We start from the raw sequence: 24778 nt of genomic DNA on the forward strand, positions 1-24778 counted from the left end.
GAGTTGAATAGAGGCGGGAGGGTGGATGCGCGACTCGATCGACCCCGATTTCGCCTCGTACGTCGATGCGCGGCAGGGCAGGTGGCTGCGAACCGCCGCCCTCGTCTACGGCGACCAGGCGCGGGCCGAAGCCCTGCTCCTGCACGCCTTCAGCCGGCTCGCGATGGTGTGGGGGCGGCCGGACGACCCGGACGTGTTCGTCCAGCGGCTGCTCTACCAGCCGGCCCTGTCGCGCCTGCACCCGCCGCGGCCGGCGCCGCCCAGCGACGACACCACCCTGTCAGCGCTGGCTGAGCTGACTCCGGTGCAGCGGACCGTCTTCGTGCTGCTGTACTACGAGGAGCTGACCGAGTTCGAGATCGCCGACCTGCTCAGCCTGTCCCACACCGCCGTCCACGGGCACGGCCAGACCGCGCTCAGCCGCTTCCGCACCGGCCTCGGGCTGGGCGACTGGCGGAACCCGGTGGAGCGGCGATGAGGCGTGAGGACGTCAGACCCCTGCTGGAGCGGGCGATCGGTGAGCTGCCGGAACCGGACCTGGCCGACAGCGCCTGGACCGGGGGCCTGGCGATCCGTCGCAAGCGCCGGCGGAGCCAGGTGCTCGTGGCTGCGCTCGTCGTACTGGTGCTGCTGGTGGGTGGCGTGCTGGTGGCGGTCAAACGGCCGTCGTTCGGGCTGAACCCGCCAGACACCGGGCCGACGCACCCGCCGGGGTACGTGCCGCCGGCCGGTCAGATCGCGGGCATGGACTTCTGGATCGCGCCGCAGGGCGGCAGCGAGCCGTACCTGAACCGGATGATCACCCCGATGGGCGGCGAGCTCGACTACCCCGACAACCCGTCTCCGCTCACCGAGCGGCCGATCGACCAGGTGGCGGCGGTAGTGCTCGCCCGCAACGGCGACAGGTTCCGGCCGCTGCTGCTGGCGAGCACAGCCCGGTGGTCCGAGGTGGACCTCGACCTGGCTCCGATCGCCACCGGCGCACCTCTCAGTGCCGGATCTGTAGCTCTCAGTGGGCGTCTGGTGGCCTTCCCCCAACCAGGTGCCGTCGTAGTGGTCGAGACGACCACTGCGGCGGTACGGCGGATCCCGCTGCCCGACCAGGACATCCGCAGCGTCTCCTGGTTCGGGGACCGCGAGCTGATGCTCGTGAGCAGCGGACGGCGCACCTACCGGGTGGCGCCCGGTGCTGCCGAAGAGGTCCGGGACTTCCAGGCCAGCGTCGACCCGGACGCCGCCACAGCGCCGTACCGGCTGGACGGAATCACCTCCCAGGTGGTGCTGATGCGGTCCAATCTGCGTGGCTGGACGGCGGAGAGCCCGCTGCAGCTGCCGGTGCAGAGGTGGACGGGTCAGACGTTCTCCGACGGCAACCTGGCCGCCCGGATGTTCGTGTCGGACATCCTGCCGCAGGTGCAGACGGTTGCCTCGCGCCCGCAAGTGGTTGCCGCCGTCTCCGCGGTGGACAGCAGGCCGTCGCGGCTGCTGGTGCTGGGGGAGACGCCACCGGCCACGCCCGCGCCGACCGGGCTGCCGGTACCGGACGCCGTCCGCGAGCGCGGCTGCTGCGCCGTACTGGGCTGGTACGACGACGACACCGTGCTGTTCACGGTGACCGGCTGGGTGCTGGCCTGGAGCCTGGAGACCGGCCAGGTACGGCGGGTCGCCGAGCTCAAGGTCCGGTCCGTTGCGGTCGGCCCCGGACTGGCCGGCTGACTACTCGACGATGCAGCGCATCGTCATCTGCACCAGGTGATCGGCCTCCTCGACCCGTGGCATCGGCTCCCCGGTCATCGCGCGGATGATCAGCACACCGGCCAGCCACTGCACCATCAGCACCGCGTCGGCGCTGTCCCGGACGCTCTCACCGCGCGCCCGGGCCCGTTTCAGCGCCGCCTCGGTCTGGTCGACCCGGCGCTGCAGGAAGTTGCGGTAGAAGACCGCGAACTGCTCGTCGCGGTTCATCTCGGTGACCGCGAGCCGGACCAGCGCGACGCCCTCGGCCCGGTTCACGAACGCCAGCGCGTCGCGGTAGACCTGGCGCAGGTCACCCGCGATCGAACCGGTGTCGGCGTCCGGGATCTCGACGTCGAACATGTCGGCCAGCGCGTCGTTGGCCAGCTGTTCCTTGCTGGCCCACCGCCGGTAGATCGTGGCCTTGCCGACACCCGCCGCCTCCGCGACGTCGTCCACGGTCATGCCGTCGAAGCCGCGCTCCAGCAGCAGCTGCACGGCGTACCGCCGGATCCTCGGTTCGGCGTCCGGGTCCCGTGGCCGGCCCCGGCGTGGTTTCTCCCCGCTGTTCGTTCCCATCGTTGGTGTCCCCAGCTCGGACGGTCGCAGTGGCGCGGCTGCGGCCCGTGTGGTCAGGCCAGAGTGCCACACATGACGCGATGTCACCTGGATGTCACCTGACCGACCGCTTTGTCACACGCCCGAAACATCCGGACCGATCGGCTGAAACCGCGCGCCGACACCGTGTCGGTGTGGCGCCGCGTGGGCTTCCCGGCGTTGTGGAGAACTCCTCGATGAGGACGCGGGCCACCACAGATCGATGGAAGGGATGACGTTGATGGAGATCAACGCCGGCGATACCGCCTGGGTCTTGGTCAGTGCCGCCCTGGTGTTCCTGATGACACCGGGCCTGGCTTTCTTCTACGGCGGCATGGTGCGCGTCAAGAGCGTGCTGAACATGATGATGATGAGTGCCATCACCATCGGTGTCGTCACGGTGCTGTGGGTGGTGGTCGGCTACTCACTCACCTTCGGCGGTGACCACGGCGGGGTGATCGGCGACTTCTCGGTGGCCGGGCTGAAGGGCCTGATGGCCCCGGACGCGGTCAGCGGGACCATCCCGACCCTGGCCTACGTCGGCTTCCAGCTGATGTTCGCGATCATCACCCCGGCGCTGATCTCCGGCGCGATCGCCGACCGGGCCTCGTTCCGGGGCTGGATCGTGTTCGTGGCGCTGTGGACCTCGCTGGTCTACTTCCCGGTCGCGCACTCGGTCTGGTTCCTCGACGGCGAGGGTGGTGGCGGCTTCATCGGCACCGGGATCAAGGCGATCGACTTCGCCGGCGGTACGGCGGTGCACGTGAACGCCGGTGCGGCCGCGCTCGCCCTGGCGATCGTGCTGGGCAAGCGGGTCGGCTGGCGCAAGGACCCGATGCGGCCGCACAGCCTGCCGCTCGTCGTACTGGGTGCGGGTCTGCTGTGGTTCGGCTGGTTCGGCTTCAACGCCGGCTCCGCCCTGACCGCCGGTACGACGGCCGCCGTCACCTTCGTGAACACCCAGGTCGCCACCGCCGCCGCCGTGATCGGCTGGCTGGTCGTGGAGCGGATCCGGCACGGCAAGGCCACCACGCTCGGTATGGCCTCCGGCGCGGTCGCCGGTCTGGTCGCGATCACCCCGTCCTGCGGCGCGGTCACCCCGGTCGGCGCCCTGATCCTCGGTGTCGTTGCCGGTGGCATCTGCGCGTTCGCGGTCTCGCTCAAGTACAAGCTCGGCTTCGACGACTCCCTCGACGTGGTCGGCGTGCACCTGGTCGGCGGTCTGGTCGGCTCGCTGGCGATCGGCTTCCTCGGCTCGGCCGCGGCGCCGTCCGCGGTGGACGGCCTGTTCTACGGCAGCGGGGCCGGGCAGCTCGGCCGGCAGGCGCTGGCCAACCTGATCGTCGGCGTCTACTCGTTCGTGGTCGCCTTCGGCCTGGCCAAGCTGATCGACAAGACGATCGGCTTCCGGATCACCGAGGACGACGAGGTCACCGGTGTCGACCAGGTCGAGCACGCCGAGACGGCGTACGACTTCCTGGCCGCGGGCTCCGGGCTGCGCGGCCCGGCGACGATGGTCCGGACACCGGCGCCGGTGGTGGAAGATGACGCTCCGACCAAGGACGCCGCTGAGAAGGAAGGTGCGAACGCATGAAGCTGATCACCGCGGTGGTCAAGCCGCACAAGCTGGAGGACGTCCGGACCGCGCTGGAGACCTTCGGCGTGACCGGGATGACGGTCACCGAGGCCAGCGGCTACGGCCGGCAGAAGGGCCACACCGAGGTCTACCGCGGCGCCGAGTACGAGGTCGACCTGGTCCCGAAGGTCCGGCTCGAGGTGGTCGTCGAGGACGGTGACGCCGGCGACGTGCTGGACGTGATCGTGAAAGCCGCGCAGACCGGCAAGATCGGCGACGGCAAGGTCTGGGTGACCCCGGTCGAGACGATCGTCCGCGTCCGCACCGGCGAGGTCGACGGAGACGCACTGTAGATGGTGGATCGCGCAGCTCAGCGGCGCGCGCGGGCCGAGGAGGCCGACGCGCTGCTGTACCTGCTCCTCGCGAAGGCCTGCGACGCTCTCGGCGTTCCTGCCGAGGGCGTCGCGCTGGTCGCTGTCGGCGGCTACGGCCGCGAGGAGCTGTCGCCGTACAGCGATCTCGACGTGATGCTCGTGCACGTCGAGGGGTACCCACGGGTGGACGAGCTCGCCGCGCAGATCTGGTACCCGCTGTGGGACTCGCGGACCAGGCTGGACCACAGCGTGCGGACCCTGGATCAGGCGCGGCAGGCGGCTGCTGACGACATCCGGGTGGCGCTGGGGTTGCTGGACGCGCGGCACGTCGCGGGGGACTCGCACCTGACGCTGCGGCTGCGGGCGGTGCTGATGGCCGACTGGCGGCGTACGGCTGCTGCGCGGTTGCCGGCGCTGGCTCAGGCCTGTCGCGCCCGGGCGTCGTCGGTGGGGGAGCTGGCGCACCTGGCCGAGCCGGACCTCAAGGAGGCGTACGGCGGGCTGCGGGACGCTGTGGTGCTGCGGGCGCTGGTGGCGTCGTGGTTGGTCGACGTACCGCACCCGGTGGTGGAGCGGTGCCGGCTGGATCTGCTCGATGTGCGGGACGAACTGCACGCTGCTGCCGGTCGGGCAACCGACCGGTTGGTTGCTGATGTCGGTCGCGAAGTCGCTGCCGGGCTTGGGCTTTCGGGGCGGGACGAGCTGCTGCGGCATGTCTATTCGACCGGCCGCACGCTCGCGCACGTGTGCGACGTGTCCTGGCGGCGGATCGAGAGCCTGGTGGCCAGACCGCCTCGCTCACGGCGCCGGCGTACGGGTGGGCCGTTGCTGCTCGCGCTGGACGAGGGCGTCGGCCAGCACGAGGGGGAGGTCGTGCTGATGCCCGATGCGAGGCCGGAGCGGGACGCTGCGCTCGGTCTGCGCGCTGCCGCGGTCGCTGCTGAGCGGGAGCTGGTGCTGTCGCCTGCTGTGTCGGCACGGCTTGCCGCTACCGCTGCCGAGCTGTCGGAGCCGTGGCCGGGGGAGGCCCGGCGGCTGTTCTGTGCGCTGCTGGGTGCTGGGCCGGGACTGCTCGAGGTGTGGGAGACGATGGACCAGACCGGGTACATCTCCCGGCTGCTCCCGGAGTGGGACAGCGTGCGTTTCCGGCCGCCGCAGTCGGCCATCCACCGCTACACGGTCGACCGGCACCTGCTGGAGACCTGTGTCGAGGCGTCCACGATGGTGCGCGACGTACGGCGTCCGGACCTGCTGCTGGTCGCCGCGCTGATCCACGACCTGGGCAAGGCGGTCGAGGGCGACCACAGCGTGACCGGTGCTGCCATCGCTGCGGTGGTGGCTCGGCGGCTGGGGTTTGACTCGTCCGATGTTTCAACGATCACGCTGCTGGTCCGGCAGCACTTGATGCTGGCGCAGGTGGCGACGCGGCGGGACCTGGACGACCCGATGACTGTGGACCTGGTGGTGGGGATCGTCGGGGACACCGAGACGTTGGATCTGCTGGAGGCACTGACGTACGCCGACGCGCGCGCTGCTGGCCCTGCTGCCTCGTCGCCGTGGCGGATGCGGCTGGTGGGAGAACTGGCCCGGCGGGTGCGTGGGGAGCTGTCCGGGGGAGGGGCGTCGCTGTGGAGCGAGGCACCGCCGCTGCCGTTGCCGGAGCTGCATCAGGTGGTTGGCGTTGGACGACTGGGTGTTGCGGTGTCGTCGGTGTCTGCTGGAGAGCTGCGGGTCAACGTGGCTGTGCCTGACCAGGTGGGGACGCTGTCGACGGTTGCCGCCGTACTGGCTGTGGAGCGACTCGCTGTGCGGTCCGCGGTGATCACCTCCGTCGAGGGCCTCGGCATCTCGTCGTGGACTGTCGCCGGGTCTGCTCCTGATCCCGTGCGGCTCCGGGACCGGCTGGCGGTGGCTTTGCGCGACAGCAGCGACCTGGTACGCCGTCTGACCGCCCGGGACTCGTCGGTCTCCCGCGGCCCGGCTGCTCGGGTCGACTTGCTGCCAGGCGTCTCGGAGACGGCGACTGTCCTGCAGGTGCGAGCGCACGACCGCCCTGGTCTGCTCTACGACGTGACTGCAGCCATCGCGGCTACCGGCGCCGACATCCGCTCCGCGCACGTCGGAACGCTCGGCGCCGAGTGCGTCGACGTGTTCTACCTGACGGACTCCCACGGCTCGCCGCTGGAGGAAGAGGACGCGCGAGTGACCGCCAAGACAGTGCTCGATCGCTTGACCTCCTAGTGTCTGCAGTGTGGATGTCGTAGAAGCGTTCCAGTTGCAGGCGACCGCGTGCGAAGAGCTCGGCTCACCCCTGTACGCCGACCTGCTCCGCCGGCTCGTGGACGACTACGAGCTCGGCGGAGTCAGCACCCGGGTCCTCGCCGGGCACGAGCAGGACCCGGGACCGTCAGCGCTAGCGCTGCGGTTGCTGGGCTCGGTGCACCGGCTGGTGCTCGCCGGCGAGGCACCGGAGCTCGCCGTCTTCTACCCGAGCACCGGCGGCGAGTGGGACCCGGTCCTGGGCTGGGAGGCGTTCGAACAGGTCCTCCTGTCGCGCGGCGCCGAACTGCAGAGCCTGCTGACCCAACCCCCGCAGACCAACGAGGTCGGCCGCTCGACTGCCCTGTACGGCGGCCTCCTCCGGCTCCACGAGGCTGTCCCGCTTCCGATCCGCTTGTTCGAGATCGGCGCCAGCGGCGGCCTCAACCTGCGCCCGGACCACTTCCGGTACGAGGTCTCCGCCCCCGAAACCCCCCAAGTCAGCACCACCGACCCGGCCCCCGCCTCCCACCCAGGTCCCGCCCCCGAAACCCCCCAGGTCAGCACCACCGACCCGACCCCCGCCTCCCGCCCAGGTCCCGCCCCCGAAAGCTCCCAAGTCAGCCCCACCGACACCCCCGCGATCTTCGGTGCACCCGACAGCCCCGTCGTCTTCACCGACGCCTGGTCCGGCCGCCCCATCGTCCCCGCACCCGATCTCCGCATCGCCGAACGCGTCGGCAGCGACATCAACCCCGTCAACCCGCTCACCGCAGACGGCGCACTCACGCTCACGTCGTACGTCTGGCCCGACATGACCGAGCGCCTGGCCCGCCTGCGCGGCGCCCTCGAGGTCGCCCGCGCGGTCCCCGCCGACGTCCACCGCGAGGACGCGCTCTCCTTCCTCCGCAACCTCGAGCTCTCCGAAGGTCACGTCACCGTCGTCTGGCACTCGGTCATGTGGCAGTACCTCACCCGCGACGACCAGATCGTCGCCGACGCGGCGATCGCGGCGCTGGGCGAGCGCGCAACCGAGTCGGCGCCGCTCGCGCGGCTCTGCCTGGAGCCGATGCGACGCACACCGGAGGCGGCGTACGAGTTCCTGATCGTGCTGCAGGTCTGGCCGACCGGCGTACGGCGTGTTCTCGGTCACGCGGCACCGCACGGGCTGCCCGCGGTCTGGGAATGAGGCTGGCTTTCCCGGCCGGGTGGGCCTTAGTCTGAGCGTGTTAGTTAGGTAAACCTAACCTAACTTCAGACGAGAGGATTGCGCCCCGATGATCCGTCGTACCGTCCTGACCGTGGCCGCCGCCACCGCGCTGGCCGCCGGTCTGGTCACCCCCGCCCACGCCGCGCCCGGCAGCGCCAGCAACCTCGGCAAGACCCTGACCGCGTCGAACGCGACCGGCCTGGCCGCGGCCGGCGAGACGATCACCGTCACCGGCAGCGGGTACAGCCCGAGCCAGGGGTACTACGTCGCGCTCTGCGCGGTCCCGTCCGACTACAGCTACGGCACCAAGCCCAGCCCGTGCGCCGGCGGCGACGGCCAGGGCGGTACGACGGTCGGCCCGTCCGCCTGGGTCACCAACAACCCGCTCGGCGGCAGCGCGTCGTACCCGATCGCCGCGAACGGCACCTTCACCGCCCAGATCCGGATCGCCGAAACCAGCCCCGGCCTGGACTGCGCCGACCCCGACATCACCTGCGCGATCGTCTCCCGCCGCGACCACTTCGCCGCCAACGACCGCTCCGGCGACGTGTACATTCCGGTCTCCTTCAGCTGATCGCCCTGATCGCCCTGGACGTCCATCGGGGCGCCGATCTCCTTCGATGCGACGAGCGCTGAAGATCCCAGACGCCGGTCCGGCTGACCTGTTCTCGGTCGGTCAGCCGACCGGTCCTCGACCGGCGGCAGCTGTCAGGTGGCTGCAGCCCCCGGTCGAGCAGTAGCGAGTTCTCGGCTCGCCACTGTCGGCCCCACCCGCGCATGGCGGCCCGGGTGGGGCCTTCCTCACGTCAGCGCGGCGACGAGCGCATCCGTCAGCTCCACCGCGTACTTCCCGTCCGGATCCAGATCCGGGTCGAAGATCCCGATGTCGATCCCCACGCACCCCTCGGCCCGCACCAACGGCTTGAGCAACGCCACCAGCTCGTCGTACCCGATCCCACCCGGATCCGGACTGTCCACCGCCGGCATCACCGAGGCGTCGAGGATGTCCACATCCAGATGCACCCAGAACCCGTCGAGCCCGCGCATCCGCTCCAACACCTCACCCGCGGTCCCGTCCCCGATGGAAGCCGCCGGCCAAACCCCGATCCCCGCCGCCACCATCTCTTCCCGATCCGAGTCGTCCTCCCGAATCCCCACGGACGCGGCGTCGCTGTCCCGCACATACGGCGACAATCCCTCCAGATCCGTCAAATCCCCCTGCCCCCGCCCGGTGACCAACGCCAACGCCTCCCCACCGGCCGCCCCCACCTGCCCCGAGTTCTCCACAGTCCTGAAGTCCGAATGCCCATCCAGATAAACCACCCCGAACCGCCCCCGCCGCCGCAACGCCACCGCCGGCCCGAGCAGATTGCTGCACTCCCCACCCAGCAGCACCACGAAGTTCCCGTCGTCAATGAGCCGCCCCACCCGCTCAGCCACCCGCAAGCTGTACGCCGCAATCCCCGCCGCGTTGAACACCCCGTCCCCCGGAGCCCAGTCCCCCCGGTCATACCGAGGCGGCGTCACACACCCTCCGTCGACCGCCCCGATCCGCCCCAAGAACCCCAGATCCCGAACCGCCCCCGCCAACTTGTAACACCCCGGCACCGCCCCCACCACCGGCGGCCGCAACCCCAAGTTCGAAGGCCCATCCACCACGACTCGCCGCTTCACCACACGCCACTCCTAACCGCTAATCAGTCACGTAGCGGTTAACCCTCACATCCACCCCACCCCCTGTCAACGCTCCACCCCCGACCGCCCCTCACTTCCACGCCCACGCCCGTCCGCCCCCACCCCACGAACCCCCTGCCCCAACACAGGCACCTTCCGCACAGCCCCGGCAGCCCCCGCAACCCCATCCAAAAACCGCATCTCCACCCCACCCGAAGCCGCCTCCCCGCGAGCTTCGTCAGCACCCCTCGTGACAGCGCCGCCAACCGCAGACTCCGCCGCAACCTCACCCGCAGCCGCGGCCCTCCCCGCGGAGCCACCATCCGGCCCGCCCGCCGGAGCCCTCACGTCCGGCACCCACCCGCCCCGCACCGGCCCCTCCACCCGATCCCGCGCCACAGGCGGCGGCAACGCCGCCAACTTGTTGCCCTCAGCAACACGCACGACCTCCGCGTTCGCCCCCTCCGCGGGAAACACCACCCCCGGCGCCGCCCGGTAGTGCCGCCGGATCTCGTCCACCTTCGCGTCCACCGCCGAGCGGATGTCGTTCGCCACCCCCTCCCCGATGCTCGCGTGCCGCGCGCCCTTCAGATCGGGCCACCGCGGGTGCATCATCGCCTCGATCAGCGCCGCCCGCACCGCGAGCCGATCCTCAGCTCGGTCCGGCACGAAGTCGTGCAGCCGATTCAGCAGCACCCCGTTCGCGAACTGATCGATGTGCATCACCCCGGGCCCGCGCGTACCCTCGGCGATCAGGTCGGCGAACGTCCTCCGCGGCCCTGCCGCTTCCTTCATCAACTCCGCGACCGCGGTGTAGACAGCCGGATAGTGCGGCGTCGGCAGCGTCAGCCCGGCGTACCCGGTCAGTCGGGCGAAAGCGCGAAAGTCCCTCAGTGCACGGACTTCGGCGAACCCCTCCATCACCCCGAGCGAGTGCTTGCTCCGCACGGCGTTCGGCTCGTCGGGAGCGTCGGTGGGCATCTGGGCGTGCGTGGCCTCGTGCAGAACCGTCGTCAGCGCCTGCGCCTGCTCGTCGGGGCTGGTCGTGTACCCCGATCCCTTGAGGTGACGCAGGACCAGCTCCCGGGACAGGCTGATACGGCCGGAGCCCGGATCGAAGGAGCCCCAGGTGTCGTCGTCGATGACCGCCAGTTCGCCGTTCCACCGGTCCGCGACCGTCGGCCGGAGGACCTGCGCCAGGCGGTACAGCCGCTCGAACTCGCGGTAGACCGCGGAGCCGCGCGGGACGAGTGTCACGCCTGGGCTCATCGATCAGTCGGTCGTCGCGGGCGGATCCGCCGGCCAGTTCGGGTTCCGCAGCGCGTTCTCGATGTGCTCGAGCGACCGGGTCATCGCCTGGATGTGCGGCCTCTCGTCGTCGGCGGCCCGGTCGGCGATCGCGAAGATCTCGCGGCGCGCCTGCTCGATCGCCGCGATCTTCTCCTCTGCTGTCCCTCCTTGCGCGTACGCCGCCTCGGCCACCGCCCCGGCCTGGTGGTACAGCTCACTCCACTCTCGCGGCGGCTCCGGCGGCTCGGCGAGGGAAGTCACCAGGTACTCGGCCCAGTCACGGTCCTCCGCGGCGGCGTCGTCCGGGATCAAGGTCCGGAGCTTGGCCTGCTCCGTGGGAATGTCGGCCTGGTGCTCCTCCACCTGGAAGCGTGCCTCCGTGTACGCCGAGTTGAACTGTGCGATGTCGAGTGGCACCGGTGCTCCCTTGGTCTGGTCGTGTCAGCAAAACGCTAGCCGCTCCGGCCGACCGGGCGTGGGAGTTATCCACAGGTTCGGGCGCCCCGGACCGGCCGGTAGACTCGTCGAGTTGTCTGGGTTGGACTGAAGAAACGGACTTTGCTGTGTTCGACACGCTTTCCGATCGGCTTTCTGGTGCGTTCAAGAACTTGCGGGGCAAGGGCAAGCTGACCGACGCCGACATCGACGCGACCGCCCGGGAGATCCGGATCGCGTTGCTGGAGGCCGATGTCGCGTTGCCGGTGGTGAAGGAGTTCATCGCTGCCGTCAAGGAGCGGGCCAGTGGGGCCGAGGTGCGCGGTGGGCTGAACCCGGCGCAGCAGGTGATCAAGATCGTCAACGAGGAACTGGTCAAGATCCTCGGTGGCGAGACCCGTGAGCTGCGGATGGCGAAGCGGCCGCCGACGGTGATCATGCTGGCCGGTCTGCAGGGTGCCGGTAAGACCACGCTGGCGGGCAAGCTCGCCAAGTGGCTGAAGGAGGTCAAGCACCAGACGCCGATGCTGGTCGCGGCGGACCTGCAGCGCCCGAACGCGGTGACCCAGCTCCAGGTGGTCGGCGACCGCGCCGGCGTACCGGTGTTCGCGCCGGAGCCGGGCAACGGGGTCGGTGACCCGGTCCAGGTCGCCCAGCAGGCGATGGACGAGGCCCGGACCAAGCAGTACAGCGTCGTGATCGTCGACACCGCCGGCCGGCTGGGTGTCGACGAGGAGCTGATGAAGCAGGCCGCGGACATCCGCGACGCGGTCACGCCGGACGAGATCCTGTTCGTCGTCGACGCGATGATCGGCCAGGACGCGGTCACCACCGCGCAGGCCTTCCTGGACGGCGTCGGCTTCGACGGCGTCGTCCTGTCCAAGCTGGACGGCGACGCCCGCGGTGGTGCGGCGCTGTCGATCGCGCAGGTCACCGGCCGCCAGGTGATGTTCGCCTCGAACGGCGAGAAGCTCGAGGACTTCGACGTCTTCCACCCCGACCGGATGGCGTCCCGCATCCTCGGCATGGGCGACGTGATGAGCCTGATCGAGCAGGCCGAGCGGACCTTCGACGCCGACCAGGCGGCCAAGACCGCGGCGAAGCTGCAGAAGAAGGGTGGCAAGGAGTTCACCCTGGACGACTTCCTCGCCCAGATGCAGTCGGTGCGCAAGATGGGCCCGCTGACCAAGATCTTCGGGATGCTGCCGGGCGCGGCCCAGTTCAAGGACCAGCTGGAGAACTTCGACGAGCGCGAGATCGACCGGATCGAGGCGGTCATCCACTCGATGACCCCGGCCGAGCGCAACGACCCGCACATCATCAACGGCTCCCGCCGGGCCCGGATCGCGAAGGGTTCCGGGACCGAGGTGGCCACCGTCAGCGGCCTGGTCGAGCGGTTCTTCGAGGCCCGCAAGATGATGTCGGCGATGGCCAGCGGCAAGGGCATGCCGGGGATGCCCGGGATGCCGGGCATGCCGGGGATGGGCGGCGGCAAGAAGGGCAAGCAGCAGGCCAAGAAGGGCAAGCCGAAGCGCGGCTCGGGGAACCCGGCCAAGCGCGCCAAGGGTCCGGGCCAGCCGGCCGAGCCGGCCGCTCCGGGTGAGCTGCCGGCCGCGTTCGGTGGTCAGCTGGGCAACAGCAACTTCGAGCTCCCGGACGCGTTCAAGAACCTGCTCGACGGCGACGACAAGAACAAGTAGCCAATTCTTCGGCGGAGGGTGCGGCCGCCGGTGGTGGTGACGTACGGTGATCCTGCGGGGTTTCGCCTCGCGGGGGAGCCGGCGGTACGACGGGCGCCAGTACGTCGTACGAGCGCCGGCAGCGGTTGTTCGGGCAGTGGGGACTCACCGTGACCGGTTGTGCCTGACGGGTCACCGGTTAAGATCGTCCCTGCGCCCGGAGCACGGGGGTACTGCAGAACACGTCGAGGAAACGGGTTCGGATGAGGCGGCAGTTCAAGGATCTCGACACGTGGCGGGGCAAGTTGACCGCGACGTGGATCTGTCTTGCCCCGCCGGCCGCGATGGTCGCCGTGTTCGTCGCCGGCGGCCCGTCGAACACCTTCGTGGTCGACGCGCACGCGCTCAGCCAGCCGCGCCAGGACTCGATCTTCGACGCCCTGGTCGACGACGTGCCGAACCAGCCCGGTGTCGACGGCAGCATCCCGTCGGAGAAGAAGTCGACGATCGAGGTCCCGGTGACCGGGACGACGAACAACAACCAGCAGCCGGTGATCGGCCCGAGCGGAGCCGTCTCGGGGATTCCGGGGACGGTGCTGGCGGCGTACCAGAAGGCGGCGAACGACCTCGCGGCGCTGAAGCCGGGCTGCCACATCACCTGGCCGCTGCTGGCCGGCATCGGCAAGGTCGAGTCGGCGCACGCCTCCGGCGGCCGCGTCGACGCCGCGGGCAACACGCGTGGACAGATCCTCGGGCCGGTGCTCGACGGCGGGCCGGGGATGGCCGCGATCGCGGACACCGACGGCGGTCAGTACGACGGCAACGCGCAGTGGGACCGGGCGGTCGGGCCGATGCAGTTCATCCCGGGCACCTGGAAGGGTTTCGGGGCCGACGGCAACGGCGACGGCGTGAAGAACCCGCACAACGTGTTCGACGCCTCGCGGGCCGCGGCCGACTACCTGTGCTCGGCCAACGCCGACCTGAGCAGCCCGCAGGGGCTCGTCGAGGCCGTGCTGCGCTACAACCACTCGATGGACTACGTGTCCACGGTGCTGCGCTGGATGAAGTCGTACAGCAACTCGACGATCACCACGCCGGACGACGACAACGTGATCACCCCGCCGTCAGGTGACGACGGCAACGTGCAGCAGGACGACGACCCACGACAGGTCCCGGGCGACGACGACAGTACGCCGAAGCCGAGCGCGACGACGACCACGACGCAGCCGACCACCCGGCCGACGCAGCCGACCAAGTCACCGACGCTGACCCCGACCAACTCGCCGTCGTCGCCGCTGCCGACCAAGTCGCCGACCTCGCTGCCGCCGTGGACGAACACGCCGAAGCCGCCGACCAAGCCGACGCCGCCGACGCTGACCCCGACCACGCCGACGCCGACCAACACCCAGGACACCGAGACGCCGACGCCGACCCCGACGCCGACTCCCACGCCGACGGACACCCCGACGACGACCACGCCGCCGCCCACGGGCGAGCCGACCTGTACGTCGGAGGAGACGCCGACCGCGACGCCGACGCCGACGGTCACCCCCACCCCGGACCCGAACTGCGCGGCGACCGAGGCGCCGGACAACAACGCGACGCCGGACGAGGCCCCGAAGCCCGCCAACTGAGTTCGGCCGGGCCTGCCGCTGGGCGCGCACCGCACACGCTGCGCGGGCGGCAGGTGAGGGAATGCGGTGCCGCTCGGAGTAGAGGCCCGGGGGAGTGAAGGCCTGCAGGCCGGCACTCCGCGCGGAGACGTGCAGGTCGGCCACCCGCGCGGAGATGTGGAGGCGTGAGGCCGGCTATCCGGCGCGGAGATCCGCGGAGGCGTAGATGCCGGTCATCGGCGCGGTAGTTCCGTGCCGAGGGCTCGCAAAGCGGCCTCAGCGTCTCGGGCTGTGGGCAACCGGCGTACCCGGTTAACGCCGTACGCGGACGGACCTGTACGGTACTCGGACGACGATCGAGCACCGTGCACCCGTCCGCCGAGCGCCCGCCGGCTGACGGGCCGACGGCTACGTTAACTTTCCGTCAGATCTCGATAACTTTCTGGCGCATCGATCGTTGAGGGGTCTATGCGCCTAACCCGTAGTGGAAACCGTCGGGTCAAAGTAATCATCGCTTCACTGTGCACGGCCCCCCTCCTGGTGGGGGCCATCGTGACAGTCGCCTCGGGCGGAGCCGGTGCCTCCGGCCAGCTCGCGGCGGACAGCCCGGTCGCCCCATCGCCTGGAGCCGGACTGAACAGCGGTGAATTCGACGAACTGACGATGATCGTTCCGCAGCGTCCCGGAGTGGACGGCCGGATCGGATCGGACAAGCCCGCCCGTGCCGACGTCCCCGTCCAAGGGGCCACCGACGGCCGCTCGGTCGTCCGTCCCGGCCGGCCGAACGCCGTGAACGGCATCCCCCGCGGGGTCTTCCCCGCCTACCGCCGCGCCACCGCGAATCTCGCCGTGGTCCGGCCGAACTGCGGCCTCACCTGGCCCCTGCTGGCCGGGATCGGCAAGGTCGAGTCCAACCACGCCAGCGGCGGCCGCGTCGACGTCGCCGGCACCACCCGCGGCAAGCTGCTCGGCCCGGTGCTCAACGGCCGGGCCGGCCTGGGCAAGATCCCCGACACCGACCGCGGCCGGTACGACGCCGACCGGGTCTGGGATCGCGCGGTCGGCCCGATGCAGATCGTCCCGGGCGTCTGGAGCGAGTTCGGCGCCGACGGCAACGGCGACAGCTTCCGCAACCCGAACAACGTGTACGACGCGGTGACCACGGTCGCCGTCTACTTGTGCTCCGAGGGCGACGACCTGAAGCGCCCGCGCGACCTGGTCGCGGCCCTGCTGCGGTACCAGCACTCCAAGGACTTCGTGGCGACCGTGCTGCGCTGGATGCGGGTGTACAGCAAGAGCGCCGTGCTGATCCCGAACGCGAAGGGCAACCTGTCGGCCGCGAAGCCGCTGGGCAACGCCGAGCGCAAGGTCGACCCGCGCGACGTCCCCGACGTACCGGACGACACCAAGGCGACCGTGAAGCCGACCGAGCCGATGCAGACGTCGATCCCGTCGCCGGTTGACCCGACCCCGCCGACGACCGACCGCCCGACCCGGCCGACGAAGCCGCCGACGGTCAAGCCGACGCCGACGCCCACCGAGGACACGCCGACGCCGACCCCGACGCCGACTCCCACGCCGACCCCGACTCCCACGCCGTCCGACACCCCGTCGCCGTCGGAGACCCCGAGCGGTTCGCCGTGCGCGACCGAGGGGAACCCGACGCCCTGCACGCAGGGCAGCGGCTCGCACGGGTAGATCCCACCTGCTGTGGACAAGTCCGCGCGGCTCCTGAGGAGCCGCGCGGACTTGTTGTTTGACGGGGAGTTCGCGCGGCTTGTCGCGGTGTGCGCGGCTGACCCCTTCGCCTCGAGTCAGCGCGGCCCGCGACGAGTCGCGCGGACTTGATGGTTGGAAGGAGTTCGCGCGAGTAACCGCGGCGTGCGCGGCTGACCCTTCACCTCGAGTCCGCGCGGCCCGGGACGTGTCGCGCGGACTCGGGCTGCTTCGAGCAGAGCTGCCGCACCGAGGGATCAACCCCCTGGGTGCACGACCCGGCCCCGCCGGTTACGGTCGGCGGTATGACGGTGATCAAGCTGGTCGGCACAGTCCTTCCGGACGGGGAACGCCGGGACCTCTACCTCAGCAACGGAACGATCGTCGACAAACCCGGTACCGGTGACGTGACGACGCTCAGCACCGGCGGCTGGATCGTCCCCGGCCTCGTCGACGCGCACTGCCACATCGGCCTCGACCAGCGCGGCGCGGTCGACGAAGAGACCCAGGTCGAGCAGGCGATCGCCGACCGCGACGCCGGCGCCCTGCTCGTCCGCGACGCCGGCTCCGCCGCCGACACCCGCTGGATCGACGACCGCGAAGACCTCCCGAAGATCATCCGCGCCGGCCGTCACATCGCGCGCTCCAAGCGCTACATCCGCAACTACGGCTGGGAGATCGAGCCCGAAGAGCTCGTCGCGTACGTCGAGCAGGAGGCGGCCCGTGGCGACGGCTGGGTGAAGCTGGTCGGCGACTGGATCGACCGCGACGCCGGCGACCTGACGCCGTGCTGGCCGGCCGACGTCCTCGACGCCGCGATCGCCCGCGCCCACGAGCTCGGCGCCCGCGTCACCGCCCACGTCTTCGGTGAGCACGCGCTCCCCGATCTGCTTGCCGCAGGCATCGACTGCCTGGAGCACGCGACCGGCCTGCGCCCCGAACTGCTCGACGACATGGCCGCCCGCGGCGTCGCCGTCGTCCCGACGATCATCCAGCTCGACAACTTCCCCCTGTACGCCGACCAGGCGGAGGCGAAGTTCCCCCAGTACGCCGCCCACATGCGCGACCTGTACGCCCGCCGCCACGAGACCCTGCGGAACGCGGTCGAGGCCGGCGTCCCGGTCTACGCGGGCACCGACGCCGGCGGGGTGCTCGGGCACGGCCTGGTCGCGGACGAGATCCGGGCGCTGACCGAGATCGGGATGACCGGCGAGCAGGCGCTCGCGGCCGGCTCGTGGGCGGCGCGCGAGTGGCTCGGCGTACCGGCGGAGCTGACGCCGGGCGCGCCCGCCGACCTGGTCGTGTACGACGAAGACCCGCGCGCGGATCCCCGGGTGCTCGACGCTCCGCGGCTGATCGTCCTGCGCGGTCAGGTGGTGCTGAGTCGGTAGCGGTGCGTGGGCAGGTGGCCTTCAGCTGCTAGCGCGCTGCCGGTCAGGAAGCCCGGAGTCGATGGCGTGGCCAAAGCCGCCGCCGCCTGTTCTTTCCTTGTTGAGTTTACAAGTGGAGGCGTGGATGGCTTGGAGTTGTCCACAGCAGTGCTACTGCGTGAGCGCGTCAGTTCACCCCGTGACGGGAAAAAGTTCACTCAACCTCTGGTCTGGCCGGAAGTTTTTGCCCTACCGTGAGGGAAACCTCCGCCGCCCCTCGGAAGGATTCCCGCCCATGCACCCCAGCATCCCCAGGCTGACCGCCGTGCTCGCTGCCGGCGCGCTCGCGTTCAGTGCTCTTCCCAGCAACGCCGCGCCCCCGGTCGAGACTGGCTCCACCTCGACGCTGTCCGAAGCGTTCAAGACCGCCGCCGCCCAGTACGACGTACCCCGTGAGCTCCTCGTCGGCATCGGCTACGCCGAGTCCCACCTCGACGGCCACGACGGTCAGCCCAGTCAGGCCAACGGGTACGGCGTCATGCACCTGGCCAGCAACCCGAGCAACCCGACCATGTTCGAGGCTGCGAAGCTGACCGGGCTGCCGGTCGAGCAGCTCGCCAAGGACGCGAACGTGCGCGGCGCGGCCGCCGTTCTCGACTCGTACGCCGACCAGGCTGGGCTGCAGGGCCAGGCTCGGCGCGACATCGGCAAGTGGTACGAGATCGTCGCGAAGTACTCGCACTCCGCCGACGGCCCGACCGCGCGCCTCTACACCGACGAGGTCTACCGGATCATCGGCCTCGGTGTCGGCGCGGAAGGTGTCTCCACGCAGCCGGTCAAGGTGACGCCGCAGCGCGGCAAGTACGCGAACGTCGCGCCGCTCGGTACCCGGACGCCGGCCTCGATCCAGGCCGCCGACTACCCGGGTGCGATCTGGAACCCGGCGAACAGCGCCAACTACCGGGTCGGCCGGACCGCCGCGATCAGCACCATCGTGATCCACGTGACCCAGGGCTCGTACGCCGGCACGATCAGCTGGTTCAAGAACGCGTCCTCGCAGGTCAGCGCGCATTACGTGGTCCGTTCCAGCGATGGCCAGATCACCCAGATGGTCGCCGAGAAGGACACCGCGTACCACGTCCGGAGCGCCAACCCGTACACGATCGGCATCGAGCACGAGGGCTTCGTCGACCAGCCGTCCTGGTTCACCGACGCGATGTACCGGGCCTCGGCGGCGCTGACCAAGAACATCGCCGAGCGGCGCGGCATCCCGAAGACCCGCTCGTACATCAAGGGCCACAACGAGATCCCCGGCAACGACCACACCGACCCCGGTCCGAACTGGAACTGGACCTACTACATGCAGCTGGTGAACGGCGGCAACCCGAACCCGCCGACGTACAACTTCACCACCTACGGCAGCGGCGTCCGGGTCCGCTCGGACGCGAAGCTGACTGCCTCGATCGTCACCACGCTGCCCGGCCCGACACAGGTCTACGTGACCTGCCAGAAGCAGGGTGACGTGGTCAACGCGGAGGGCACCAGCAACAACTGGTGGTCGAAGCTGCGCGACCAGGGCGGCTACATGTCGAACATCTACATCGACCACCCGGCAGCGCAGCTGCCCGGCGTACCGGTCTGCTAGAAACGCCCGAGCGAGCCCCCTGTCGTGGAAACACGGCAGGGGGCTTTGCCATCATCTAGTCAGGGCCCGGTGGAAGAGTAGAGCCTGCTGTACCGACGCGAGGGTGGTCGGCGGCGGAGGATCGGTGCTGACGACGATGGAGGCACGATGCTCACGAAGATCCTGACCCGCGGCTGGCCCGCCTGTCGGTACCTGTACGCCCGGTACCTGTACGGCATGGTCGCTCTGGCGGCGACTCCGATCGGCCTGCTGCTGAGCTGGGCGATTCCGGGCATCACTGCTGGCCTGGTCGAGTTCGCCAACGCCGAGCGGGACAAGGCGACCCGGTACCTCGGGCTGCCGCAGGAGCAGCCGCTGCCACGGGCCGTACCCCGCCAGCCGGGCGACGTGGCCACGCTGGTGAAGGACCGCTCGTTCCGGCGCAGTCTCCGGGTGCTGCCGATGGCTGTGCTCGCGATCCCCGGTCTGTTCGTGGCGACCATCGCGCTCTTCGGAGCGCCCAGCGGGCTGCTCAGCATGTTCCTGTGGAAGCTGCAGCCCGGTGAGTTCAGCCTGATGGGTCTGCCGGTCAACAGCTGGCTGGACGCGCTCCTGCTCGGCCCGGCACAGGTAGCGGCCAGCCTGTGGGTGCTGGGCTGGGGTGCTCCGCTGGCAGCCAGGAGCTACGCCCGGGGCCTACGACGAATGCTGGCCCCGAGCAGTGCTGAGCTGGAGACGGCAGCGCTGACCCAGCGAGTAGAGGAGCTCACCAGGACCCGCGCCGGAGCAGTCGACTCCCACGGCGCCGAGCTCCGCCGCATCGAGCGCGACCTGCACGACGGCACCCAGGCCCAGCTCGTCTCGCTGGCCATGCGGATCGGTGTGGCCAAGCAGCTGATGGCTGACGACCCCGAGAAGGCCGCCAAGCTGCTCGACGACGCCAGGGACGGAGCCGAGCAGGCGATGACCGAGCTGCGCGGCGTACTGCGGACCATGTACCCGCCGATCCTCCAGGACCGCGGGCTCACCGGCGCGGTCGCGGCACTGACCGCGCGCTGCCCGATCCCGGTCGATCTGCGGATGGGCGCGCTCGGCGACGTACCGGCCGCTGTCGAGGCCGCGGCGTACTTCGTGGTCGCCGAGTCGCTGACCAACATCACCAAGCACTCCGCCGCCGGCCAGGCCGAGGTGCAGCTCGAGCGGCGCGGTACGGACCTGTACGTCGCGATCACCGACAACGGCATCGGCGGCGCCCGGGTCGGCGACCAGCCGGACCTGCTCGGCCGGGGGAGCGGGCTGCGCGGGATGATGCACCGTGTGGAAGCGATCGACGGACATCTGGAGCTGACCAGCCCGATCGGCGGGCCGACGACGGTCGAGGTGATCCTGCCGTGCGGGTCGTGATCCTCGAGGACAACCCGATCCTCGCCGAGGGCCTCGGCCTGCTGCTCGGCAACTCCGGCTTCGAGGTGATCGGCGTGGCCGGCGACGCGACCGAGTTCGCGACGCTGGTCGACAACGACCCGCCGGACATCGCCGTCGTCGACGTCCGGCTCCCGCCGACGTTCACCGACGAGGGCCTGCGCGCGGCGATCGAGGCCCGCGGCAAGCGGCCCGGCCTGCCCGTGCTGGTCTTCTCGCAGTACGTCGAGGAGGTGTACGCCGCCGAGCTCCTCGCCTCCGGCAGCGAAGGCATCGGCTACCTGCTCAAGGACCGCGTCTCCCGCGTCGACGAGTTCCTCGAAGCCGTACGCCGGGTCGCCGCGGGCGGCACCGTGCTCGACCCCGAGGTCGTCAGCCAGCTGATGGTCAAGCGCAACGACCCGCTCGACCGGCTCACGCCGCGCGAGCGCGAGGTGCTCGCGCTGATGGCCGAGGGGCTCGGCAACGTCGCGATCGCCGAGAAGCTGGTGATCAGCGAAGGGGCCGTGCACAAGCACGTCGGCAACGTGTTCCTCAAGCTCGACCTGCCGCCGACCGACTCCGGCCACCGGCGGGTGCTCGCCGTCCTGGCCCATCTCGGGCTGTAAGCGTTTGCCCTGACAACGTAGGTCTTCCACCCCTTGACGGCTCGTGCGCGATCCAGCACGCTGAGTCGCGAGAGCGCTCTCACCGCACCCCAACCGCCCCGAGGTGAGGAGAGTCCCGTGAAGATCTTCGTGACCACAGCCCTGGTCGCCACCGTCCTGGCCGTCCCGGTCCAGGCGTCGGCCGCCCAGACGTCGGCCGTCCAGGCGTCAGCGGCCGAGCAGCTGGCCGTCCCGCGCCAGCAGACAGCGATGCAGAAGGACCTCGGCCTGACCGAGCAGCAGATGCGGAAGCGCCTCCGCGCCGAGTCCGCCGCCACCAAGCTCGTCCCCGCTGCCCAGAAGGCAGCCGGCGCAGCGTTCGGCGGCACCTGGTACGACGCGGCCCGCGAGAAGCTCGTCGTCGGCGTCACCACCCCGGCCGCGGCAGACGCCGTACGCCGTACCGGCACCGAAGCCGCGCAGGTGAAGCTGTCCGCCACCGAGCTGGACCGGCGGAAAGCAGCGGTCGACAAGGTCGCCGGCCAAGTCCCCGCGGCCGTCAGCGGCTGGTCGACCGACGCGAAATCCGGCACGATCGTCGTCAACCTCCAAGCAGGCAAGCGATCCGCCGCCACGGATGCCTTTGTCAACAGGCTCGCCCGAACCACGCCGATCACCGTCAAGGAGGTCGCCGCCCAAGCCCCGACGACCTTCGCCGCCGGAACAGTCGGCGGCGACCCGTACTACACCGGCAACGTCCGCTGCTCGATCGGCTTCTCCGTGTACGGCGGCTTCGTCACCGCCGGCCACTGCTCCGGCGCGGGCGCCAGGACCCGCGGCTGGGACGGCTCCAACCAGGGCGTCTTCCGCGGCTCGTCCTTCCCCGGCAACGACTACGCCTGGGTCCAGGTCGACAGCGGCTGGTGGACCGTACCGGTGGTCCTCGGCTGGGGTCAGGTCAGCGACCAGCTGGTCCGCGGCTCCTGGGAAGCACCTGTCGGTACGTCGGTCTGCCGCAGCGGCTCGACCACGCACTGGCACTGCGGCACGATCCTGGCCAAGAACGAGACCGTGAACTACGGCAACGGCCAGCTGTTCTACGGCGCGACCAAGACCAGCGTCTGCGCCGAGGGCGGGGACTCCGGTGGCTCGTTCATCACCGGTGACCAGGCCCAGGGCGTCACGTCCGGCGGCTGGGGCAACTGCTCCAGCGGCGGCGAGACCTGGTTCCAGCCGGTCAACGAGATCCTCGGCGCGTACGGCCTGACTCTCCACACCGCCTGACCAAGAGCCCGGATCCCCTGCCTGAGCAGGGGATCCGGGCCCGGGGCGGCTAACAGATGGGCACGCCTGGCAGCTGTGCCGCGGGATGGTCGATGTAGATGTTGGTGATGAAGCCGTTCTGGTCGCGCAGCTTGGACCACCAGTTGTTGGTGTAGCCCTCAGCGTTGACCGTGTCGCCCTGCTTCTGGCAGAGCACGAACACCTGCGTCGGGCCGGGCAGCGTGCCGACCACCGGAGCGGCCAGCCGCGCGTCGCTGCGGATCCGGATGCCGGAGCCCCAGGTCATGAACGGCGTACCGCCGCCCCCTCCACAGCCGTTGTCGCTGGTCAGGAAGTACTGGTTGTACGAGCCCGGGTAGGCCAGGCCCTGGCCGTTGATGACGATGTTCTGGCCGACGCCGTTGTAGAGCTGCTCGTAGTGGATGTGCGGACCGGACGAGTTGCCGGTGCTGCCGGTCAGCCCGATCTGCTGGCCCTGCGCGACCTGCGCGCCGCTGGGCACGGAGTACGCGTTCAGGTGGAAGTAGTAGGTCTTCCAGCCGCCGCCGTGATCGATGGCGATGTAGTTGCCGGCGCCGGACGGCTGGGAGTAGCGGGTGGCCACGCCGGCCGCCGAAGCCAGCACCGGCGTGTTGTTGGTGGTGCCGCCGTCCGCGCGGACGAAGTCGAGCGCGCGGCGGACCTCGGCCGAGTGGTGGCTGTAGGTCCAGCGCTGACCACACGGGAACGGGGCCTTGAAGTTGGGGGCGGCCAGCGCCTCGGTCGGTACCGCCACCAGCGTGGCGGCACCGACCAGGAGCGAGGCCAGAACAGCGAGAGTCCGTCTGAGCACGATGATCAGTCCCTCAAGCGACCGGTCACGGGCGGTGATGTCCGTGACGCCTGGAGTGATGGGCTCAAGCTAGCGCACCACTGGCCAGTGAGGAACAGAAAGTCGACAGATCCCGTTACTGATTAACCTACGGTCGAAAGGCTAGGCCGTTTCGTCCTTCACCGGCTCCAGCGTGGGCTGCTCCTTGGTGCTCAGGGAGTCGATCAGCTGCTTGGCCAGGGCGAAGCCCGAACCACCCATCGTGATCGTCTTGACCAGGGTGTCCTCGATGCCCTGGGCACCGTTCAGCACCACCATGTTGCCGACCTTGTCGAACGACGAGGACGCGGCCCGGACGATCTCCGGGTAGGCCTCGGCCAGCTGCTGGGCGACGACGGCGTCGGTGTTCGTGGCCAGCGCCTCGGCGCGCGCCTTGATACCGGCCGCCTCGGCCATCGCCTTCGCCTGGACGGCGGCCGCCTCGGCCTTACCGGTCAGCTCGGTGGCCTTCGCCTCGGCCTCACCGCGCAGCGTCACCTCGCGAGCCTGCGCCTCGGCGGCCGCGATCTGCGCGTCCCGGGCGGCCGCGGCCAGCGTGCGCTGCTTGTACGCCTCGGCGTCGGCCGGCTTCAGCACGCTCGACTCGAGCTGCTTCTCGGCCAGCGACGCGTTCAGCTTCGCGGTCTCGGTCTCGGCGACCACGACCTCCTGGCGGGCCAGCGCCTCGGCCAGCGGGCCGGACTGCGACGCCTTGCTGTTCGCCTGGTCGACCTCGGCCTGGTACCCGGCCTGCGCGATCGAGCTCTGCCGTACGGCGGCCGCCTTGGCCGCGGCCGCGACCTGCTCGCGCTCGGTGGCCTCGCGGTCCCGCTCGGCCTGCGCGATCCGGGCCGCGGCCTCGACCGCCGCGGCCTGCGGGCGGCCCAGGTTCTTGATGTAGCCGGACTCGTCGTCGATCTCCTGGATCTGCAGCGAGTCGACCACCAGGCCGAGCTTCTCCATGTCGCCGGCCAGCGAGCCGCGGATGTTCGTGGTCAGCGTCTCCCGGTCGTGCAGCATCTCCTCGACCGTGGTCGAACCGACGATCGCCCGCAAGTGACCCGCGAACAGTTCGTGGATGGTGCCCATCACCTGCTCGTCGCTCTGCTCCAGGAACCGCCGGGCCGCGTTCGCGATCGAGCCGTAGTCGTCACCGACCTTGTACGCCGTGACGCCCTTGATGTGCAGCGGGATGCCCTGGCTGGACACGCAGGTGACGGTCAGCGGCGTCGCGCGGATGTCGAGCGGCAACCGGCGTACGGTCTGGAAGCCCGGGAGCACCGCGGTGCCACGGCCGACGACGATCTTGAAGCCCAGCGTCTCGTTGACCTGCTCGACGCTGGAGTGCGCGCCGAGGCCGGAGATGATCAGCGCCTCGTTCGGCTCCGCCACCCGCCAGACCATCCGGAACAGGATCAGCAGCACCACCAGCGCGATCGCGCCGATGATCAGGTACGTCCAGAGCATTTCCCCTCCAAGGGAAC

At 70.3% G+C, this 24778-nt stretch carries 21 protein-coding genes; 15 read left to right on the top strand and 6 right to left on the bottom strand.

The genetic code is table 11. The features are described 5' to 3' along the window. Positions 1-25 precede the first annotated feature (25 nt). The gene (locus tag ACZ6Z4_RS34890; protein WP_465574959.1) at positions 26-478 is read left to right on the top strand and encodes a sigma factor-like helix-turn-helix DNA-binding protein; all 453 of its coding nucleotides are present in this window, start codon (positions 26-28) and stop codon (positions 476-478) included. Then, positions 475-1716, top strand: coding sequence for a hypothetical protein (locus ACZ6Z4_RS34895; RefSeq protein WP_465574962.1), 1242 nt, complete (start codon positions 475-477; stop codon positions 1714-1716). The genes ACZ6Z4_RS34890 and ACZ6Z4_RS34895 overlap by 4 nt, the downstream gene beginning before the upstream one ends. Here the strand turns inward: ACZ6Z4_RS34895 and ACZ6Z4_RS34900 are convergent, their stop codons facing one another. Then, entirely contained in the window at positions 1717-2313 is a 597-nt protein-coding gene (locus ACZ6Z4_RS34900) for a TetR/AcrR family transcriptional regulator (protein ID WP_465574967.1), read from the bottom strand. Positions 2314-2563: 250 nt separating this feature from the next. Between ACZ6Z4_RS34900 and ACZ6Z4_RS34905 the strand changes: the two genes are divergently transcribed. From ACZ6Z4_RS34905 to ACZ6Z4_RS34925, 5 genes are all read left to right on the top strand, one after another. Beyond that, complete coding sequence (locus ACZ6Z4_RS34905; RefSeq protein ID WP_465574970.1) at positions 2564-3925, top strand: ammonium transporter; 1362 nt, start codon at positions 2564-2566, stop codon at positions 3923-3925. Continuing rightward, positions 3922-4260: a P-II family nitrogen regulator gene (locus tag ACZ6Z4_RS34910; protein WP_363676331.1), complete on the top strand. Its 339-nt coding sequence runs from the start codon at positions 3922-3924 to the stop codon at positions 4258-4260. Before ACZ6Z4_RS34905 ends, ACZ6Z4_RS34910 begins: the two co-directional genes overlap by 4 nt. Further along, the gene (locus ACZ6Z4_RS34915) at positions 4261-6522 is read left to right on the top strand and encodes a [protein-PII] uridylyltransferase (protein ID WP_465574975.1); all 2262 of its coding nucleotides are present in this window, start codon (positions 4261-4263) and stop codon (positions 6520-6522) included. It abuts the gene before it with no gap. 10 nt (positions 6523-6532) lie between these two features. Beyond that, positions 6533-7729, top strand: coding sequence for a DUF2332 domain-containing protein (locus ACZ6Z4_RS34920; protein WP_465574978.1), 1197 nt, complete (start codon positions 6533-6535; stop codon positions 7727-7729). An 88-nt stretch (positions 7730-7817) separates the two neighbouring features. Next, positions 7818-8324: a hypothetical protein gene (locus ACZ6Z4_RS34925; RefSeq protein ID WP_465574982.1), complete on the top strand. Its 507-nt coding sequence runs from the start codon at positions 7818-7820 to the stop codon at positions 8322-8324. A gap of 227 nt (positions 8325-8551) precedes the next feature. On the opposite strand, the gene ACZ6Z4_RS34930 is transcribed toward ACZ6Z4_RS34925, so the two are convergent. The 3 genes from ACZ6Z4_RS34930 to ACZ6Z4_RS34940 all read right to left on the bottom strand — a co-directional run bounded on the left by ACZ6Z4_RS34930 (position 8552) and on the right by ACZ6Z4_RS34940 (position 11131). Further along, on the bottom strand, positions 8552-9190 hold the full coding sequence (locus ACZ6Z4_RS34930) for an arginase family protein (RefSeq protein ID WP_465574984.1): 639 nt from the start codon (positions 9188-9190) through the stop codon (positions 8552-8554). Positions 9191-9490: 300 nt separating this feature from the next. Next, a complete protein-coding gene (locus ACZ6Z4_RS34935) occupies positions 9491-10681 on the bottom strand; it encodes a hypothetical protein (RefSeq protein ID WP_465574987.1) in 1191 nt (396 codons plus the stop codon). A gap of 15 nt (positions 10682-10696) precedes the next feature. Further along, positions 10697-11131, bottom strand: a complete 435-nt coding sequence (locus ACZ6Z4_RS34940) for a hypothetical protein (protein ID WP_465574991.1) — start codon at positions 11129-11131, stop codon at positions 10697-10699. A 146-nt stretch (positions 11132-11277) separates the two neighbouring features. Between ACZ6Z4_RS34940 and ffh the strand changes: the two genes are divergently transcribed. From ffh to ACZ6Z4_RS34980, 8 genes are all read left to right on the top strand, one after another. Beyond that, positions 11278-12849 (top strand): signal recognition particle protein, encoded by a 1572-nt coding sequence (gene ffh, locus ACZ6Z4_RS34945; protein ID WP_465574994.1) that lies wholly within the window; start codon positions 11278-11280, stop codon positions 12847-12849. Between the two features lie 242 nt (positions 12850-13091). Beyond that, complete coding sequence (locus ACZ6Z4_RS34950) at positions 13092-14462, top strand: lytic transglycosylase domain-containing protein (protein ID WP_465575001.1); 1371 nt, start codon at positions 13092-13094, stop codon at positions 14460-14462. Between the two features lie 642 nt (positions 14463-15104). Beyond that, positions 15105-16139: a lytic transglycosylase domain-containing protein gene (locus ACZ6Z4_RS34955; RefSeq protein WP_465575004.1), complete on the top strand. Its 1035-nt coding sequence runs from the start codon at positions 15105-15107 to the stop codon at positions 16137-16139. A gap of 323 nt (positions 16140-16462) precedes the next feature. After that, complete coding sequence (locus ACZ6Z4_RS34960; RefSeq protein WP_465575009.1) at positions 16463-17548, top strand: amidohydrolase family protein; 1086 nt, start codon at positions 16463-16465, stop codon at positions 17546-17548. Between the two features lie 274 nt (positions 17549-17822). Further along, positions 17823-19172: an N-acetylmuramoyl-L-alanine amidase gene (locus ACZ6Z4_RS34965; protein ID WP_465575012.1), complete on the top strand. Its 1350-nt coding sequence runs from the start codon at positions 17823-17825 to the stop codon at positions 19170-19172. 147 nt (positions 19173-19319) lie between these two features. Next, entirely contained in the window at positions 19320-20555 is a 1236-nt protein-coding gene (locus tag ACZ6Z4_RS34970; protein WP_465575017.1) for a sensor histidine kinase, read from the top strand. After that, positions 20543-21181, top strand: coding sequence for a LuxR C-terminal-related transcriptional regulator (locus tag ACZ6Z4_RS34975; protein ID WP_465575020.1), 639 nt, complete (start codon positions 20543-20545; stop codon positions 21179-21181). Before ACZ6Z4_RS34970 ends, ACZ6Z4_RS34975 begins: the two co-directional genes overlap by 13 nt. 117 nt (positions 21182-21298) lie before the next feature. Then, entirely contained in the window at positions 21299-22444 is a 1146-nt protein-coding gene (locus ACZ6Z4_RS34980) for an alpha-lytic protease prodomain-containing protein (protein ID WP_465575025.1), read from the top strand. A 49-nt stretch (positions 22445-22493) separates the two neighbouring features. On the opposite strand, the gene ACZ6Z4_RS34985 is transcribed toward ACZ6Z4_RS34980, so the two are convergent. Continuing rightward, positions 22494-23276 (bottom strand): peptidoglycan DD-metalloendopeptidase family protein, encoded by a 783-nt coding sequence (locus ACZ6Z4_RS34985; protein ID WP_465575028.1) that lies wholly within the window; start codon positions 23274-23276, stop codon positions 22494-22496. 141 nt (positions 23277-23417) lie between these two features. Next, positions 23418-24761 carry a flotillin family protein gene (locus ACZ6Z4_RS34990; RefSeq protein WP_465575031.1) on the bottom strand — a complete coding sequence of 448 codons (1344 nt, stop codon included), beginning with the start codon at positions 24759-24761 and terminating at the stop codon, positions 23418-23420. Between the last annotated feature and the right edge of the window lie 17 nt (positions 24762-24778).

The organism is Kribbella sp. NPDC104740 (genome assembly GCF_055583505.1).

What these genes read in the sequence shown, in the direction of transcription:
- ACZ6Z4_RS34895 (WP_465574962.1), top strand. Translation starts at nt 475, where the DNA reads ATGAGGCGTGAGGACGTCAGACCCCTGCTGGAGCGGGCGATCGGTGAG.
- ACZ6Z4_RS34900 (WP_465574967.1), bottom strand. Translation starts at nt 2,313, where the DNA reads ATGGGAACGAACAGCGGGGAGAAACCACGCCGGGGCCGGCCACGGGAC.
- ACZ6Z4_RS34950 (WP_465575001.1), top strand. Translation starts at nt 13,092, where the DNA reads ATGAGGCGGCAGTTCAAGGATCTCGACACGTGGCGGGGCAAGTTGACC.
- ACZ6Z4_RS34960 (WP_465575009.1), top strand. Translation starts at nt 16,463, where the DNA reads ATGACGGTGATCAAGCTGGTCGGCACAGTCCTTCCGGACGGGGAACGC.
- ACZ6Z4_RS34965 (WP_465575012.1), top strand. Translation starts at nt 17,823, where the DNA reads ATGCACCCCAGCATCCCCAGGCTGACCGCCGTGCTCGCTGCCGGCGCG.
- ACZ6Z4_RS34970 (WP_465575017.1), top strand. Translation starts at nt 19,320, where the DNA reads ATGCTCACGAAGATCCTGACCCGCGGCTGGCCCGCCTGTCGGTACCTG.
- ACZ6Z4_RS34925 (WP_465574982.1), top strand. Translation starts at nt 7,818, where the DNA reads ATGATCCGTCGTACCGTCCTGACCGTGGCCGCCGCCACCGCGCTGGCC.
- ACZ6Z4_RS34915 (WP_465574975.1), top strand. Translation starts at nt 4,261, where the DNA reads ATGGTGGATCGCGCAGCTCAGCGGCGCGCGCGGGCCGAGGAGGCCGAC.
- ACZ6Z4_RS34990 (WP_465575031.1), bottom strand. Translation starts at nt 24,761, where the DNA reads ATGCTCTGGACGTACCTGATCATCGGCGCGATCGCGCTGGTGGTGCTG.
- ACZ6Z4_RS34955 (WP_465575004.1), top strand. Translation starts at nt 15,105, where the DNA reads ATGATCGTTCCGCAGCGTCCCGGAGTGGACGGCCGGATCGGATCGGAC.
- ACZ6Z4_RS34910 (WP_363676331.1), top strand. Translation starts at nt 3,922, where the DNA reads ATGAAGCTGATCACCGCGGTGGTCAAGCCGCACAAGCTGGAGGACGTC.
- ACZ6Z4_RS34890 (WP_465574959.1), top strand. Translation starts at nt 26, where the DNA reads ATGCGCGACTCGATCGACCCCGATTTCGCCTCGTACGTCGATGCGCGG.
- ACZ6Z4_RS34905 (WP_465574970.1), top strand. Translation starts at nt 2,564, where the DNA reads ATGACGTTGATGGAGATCAACGCCGGCGATACCGCCTGGGTCTTGGTC.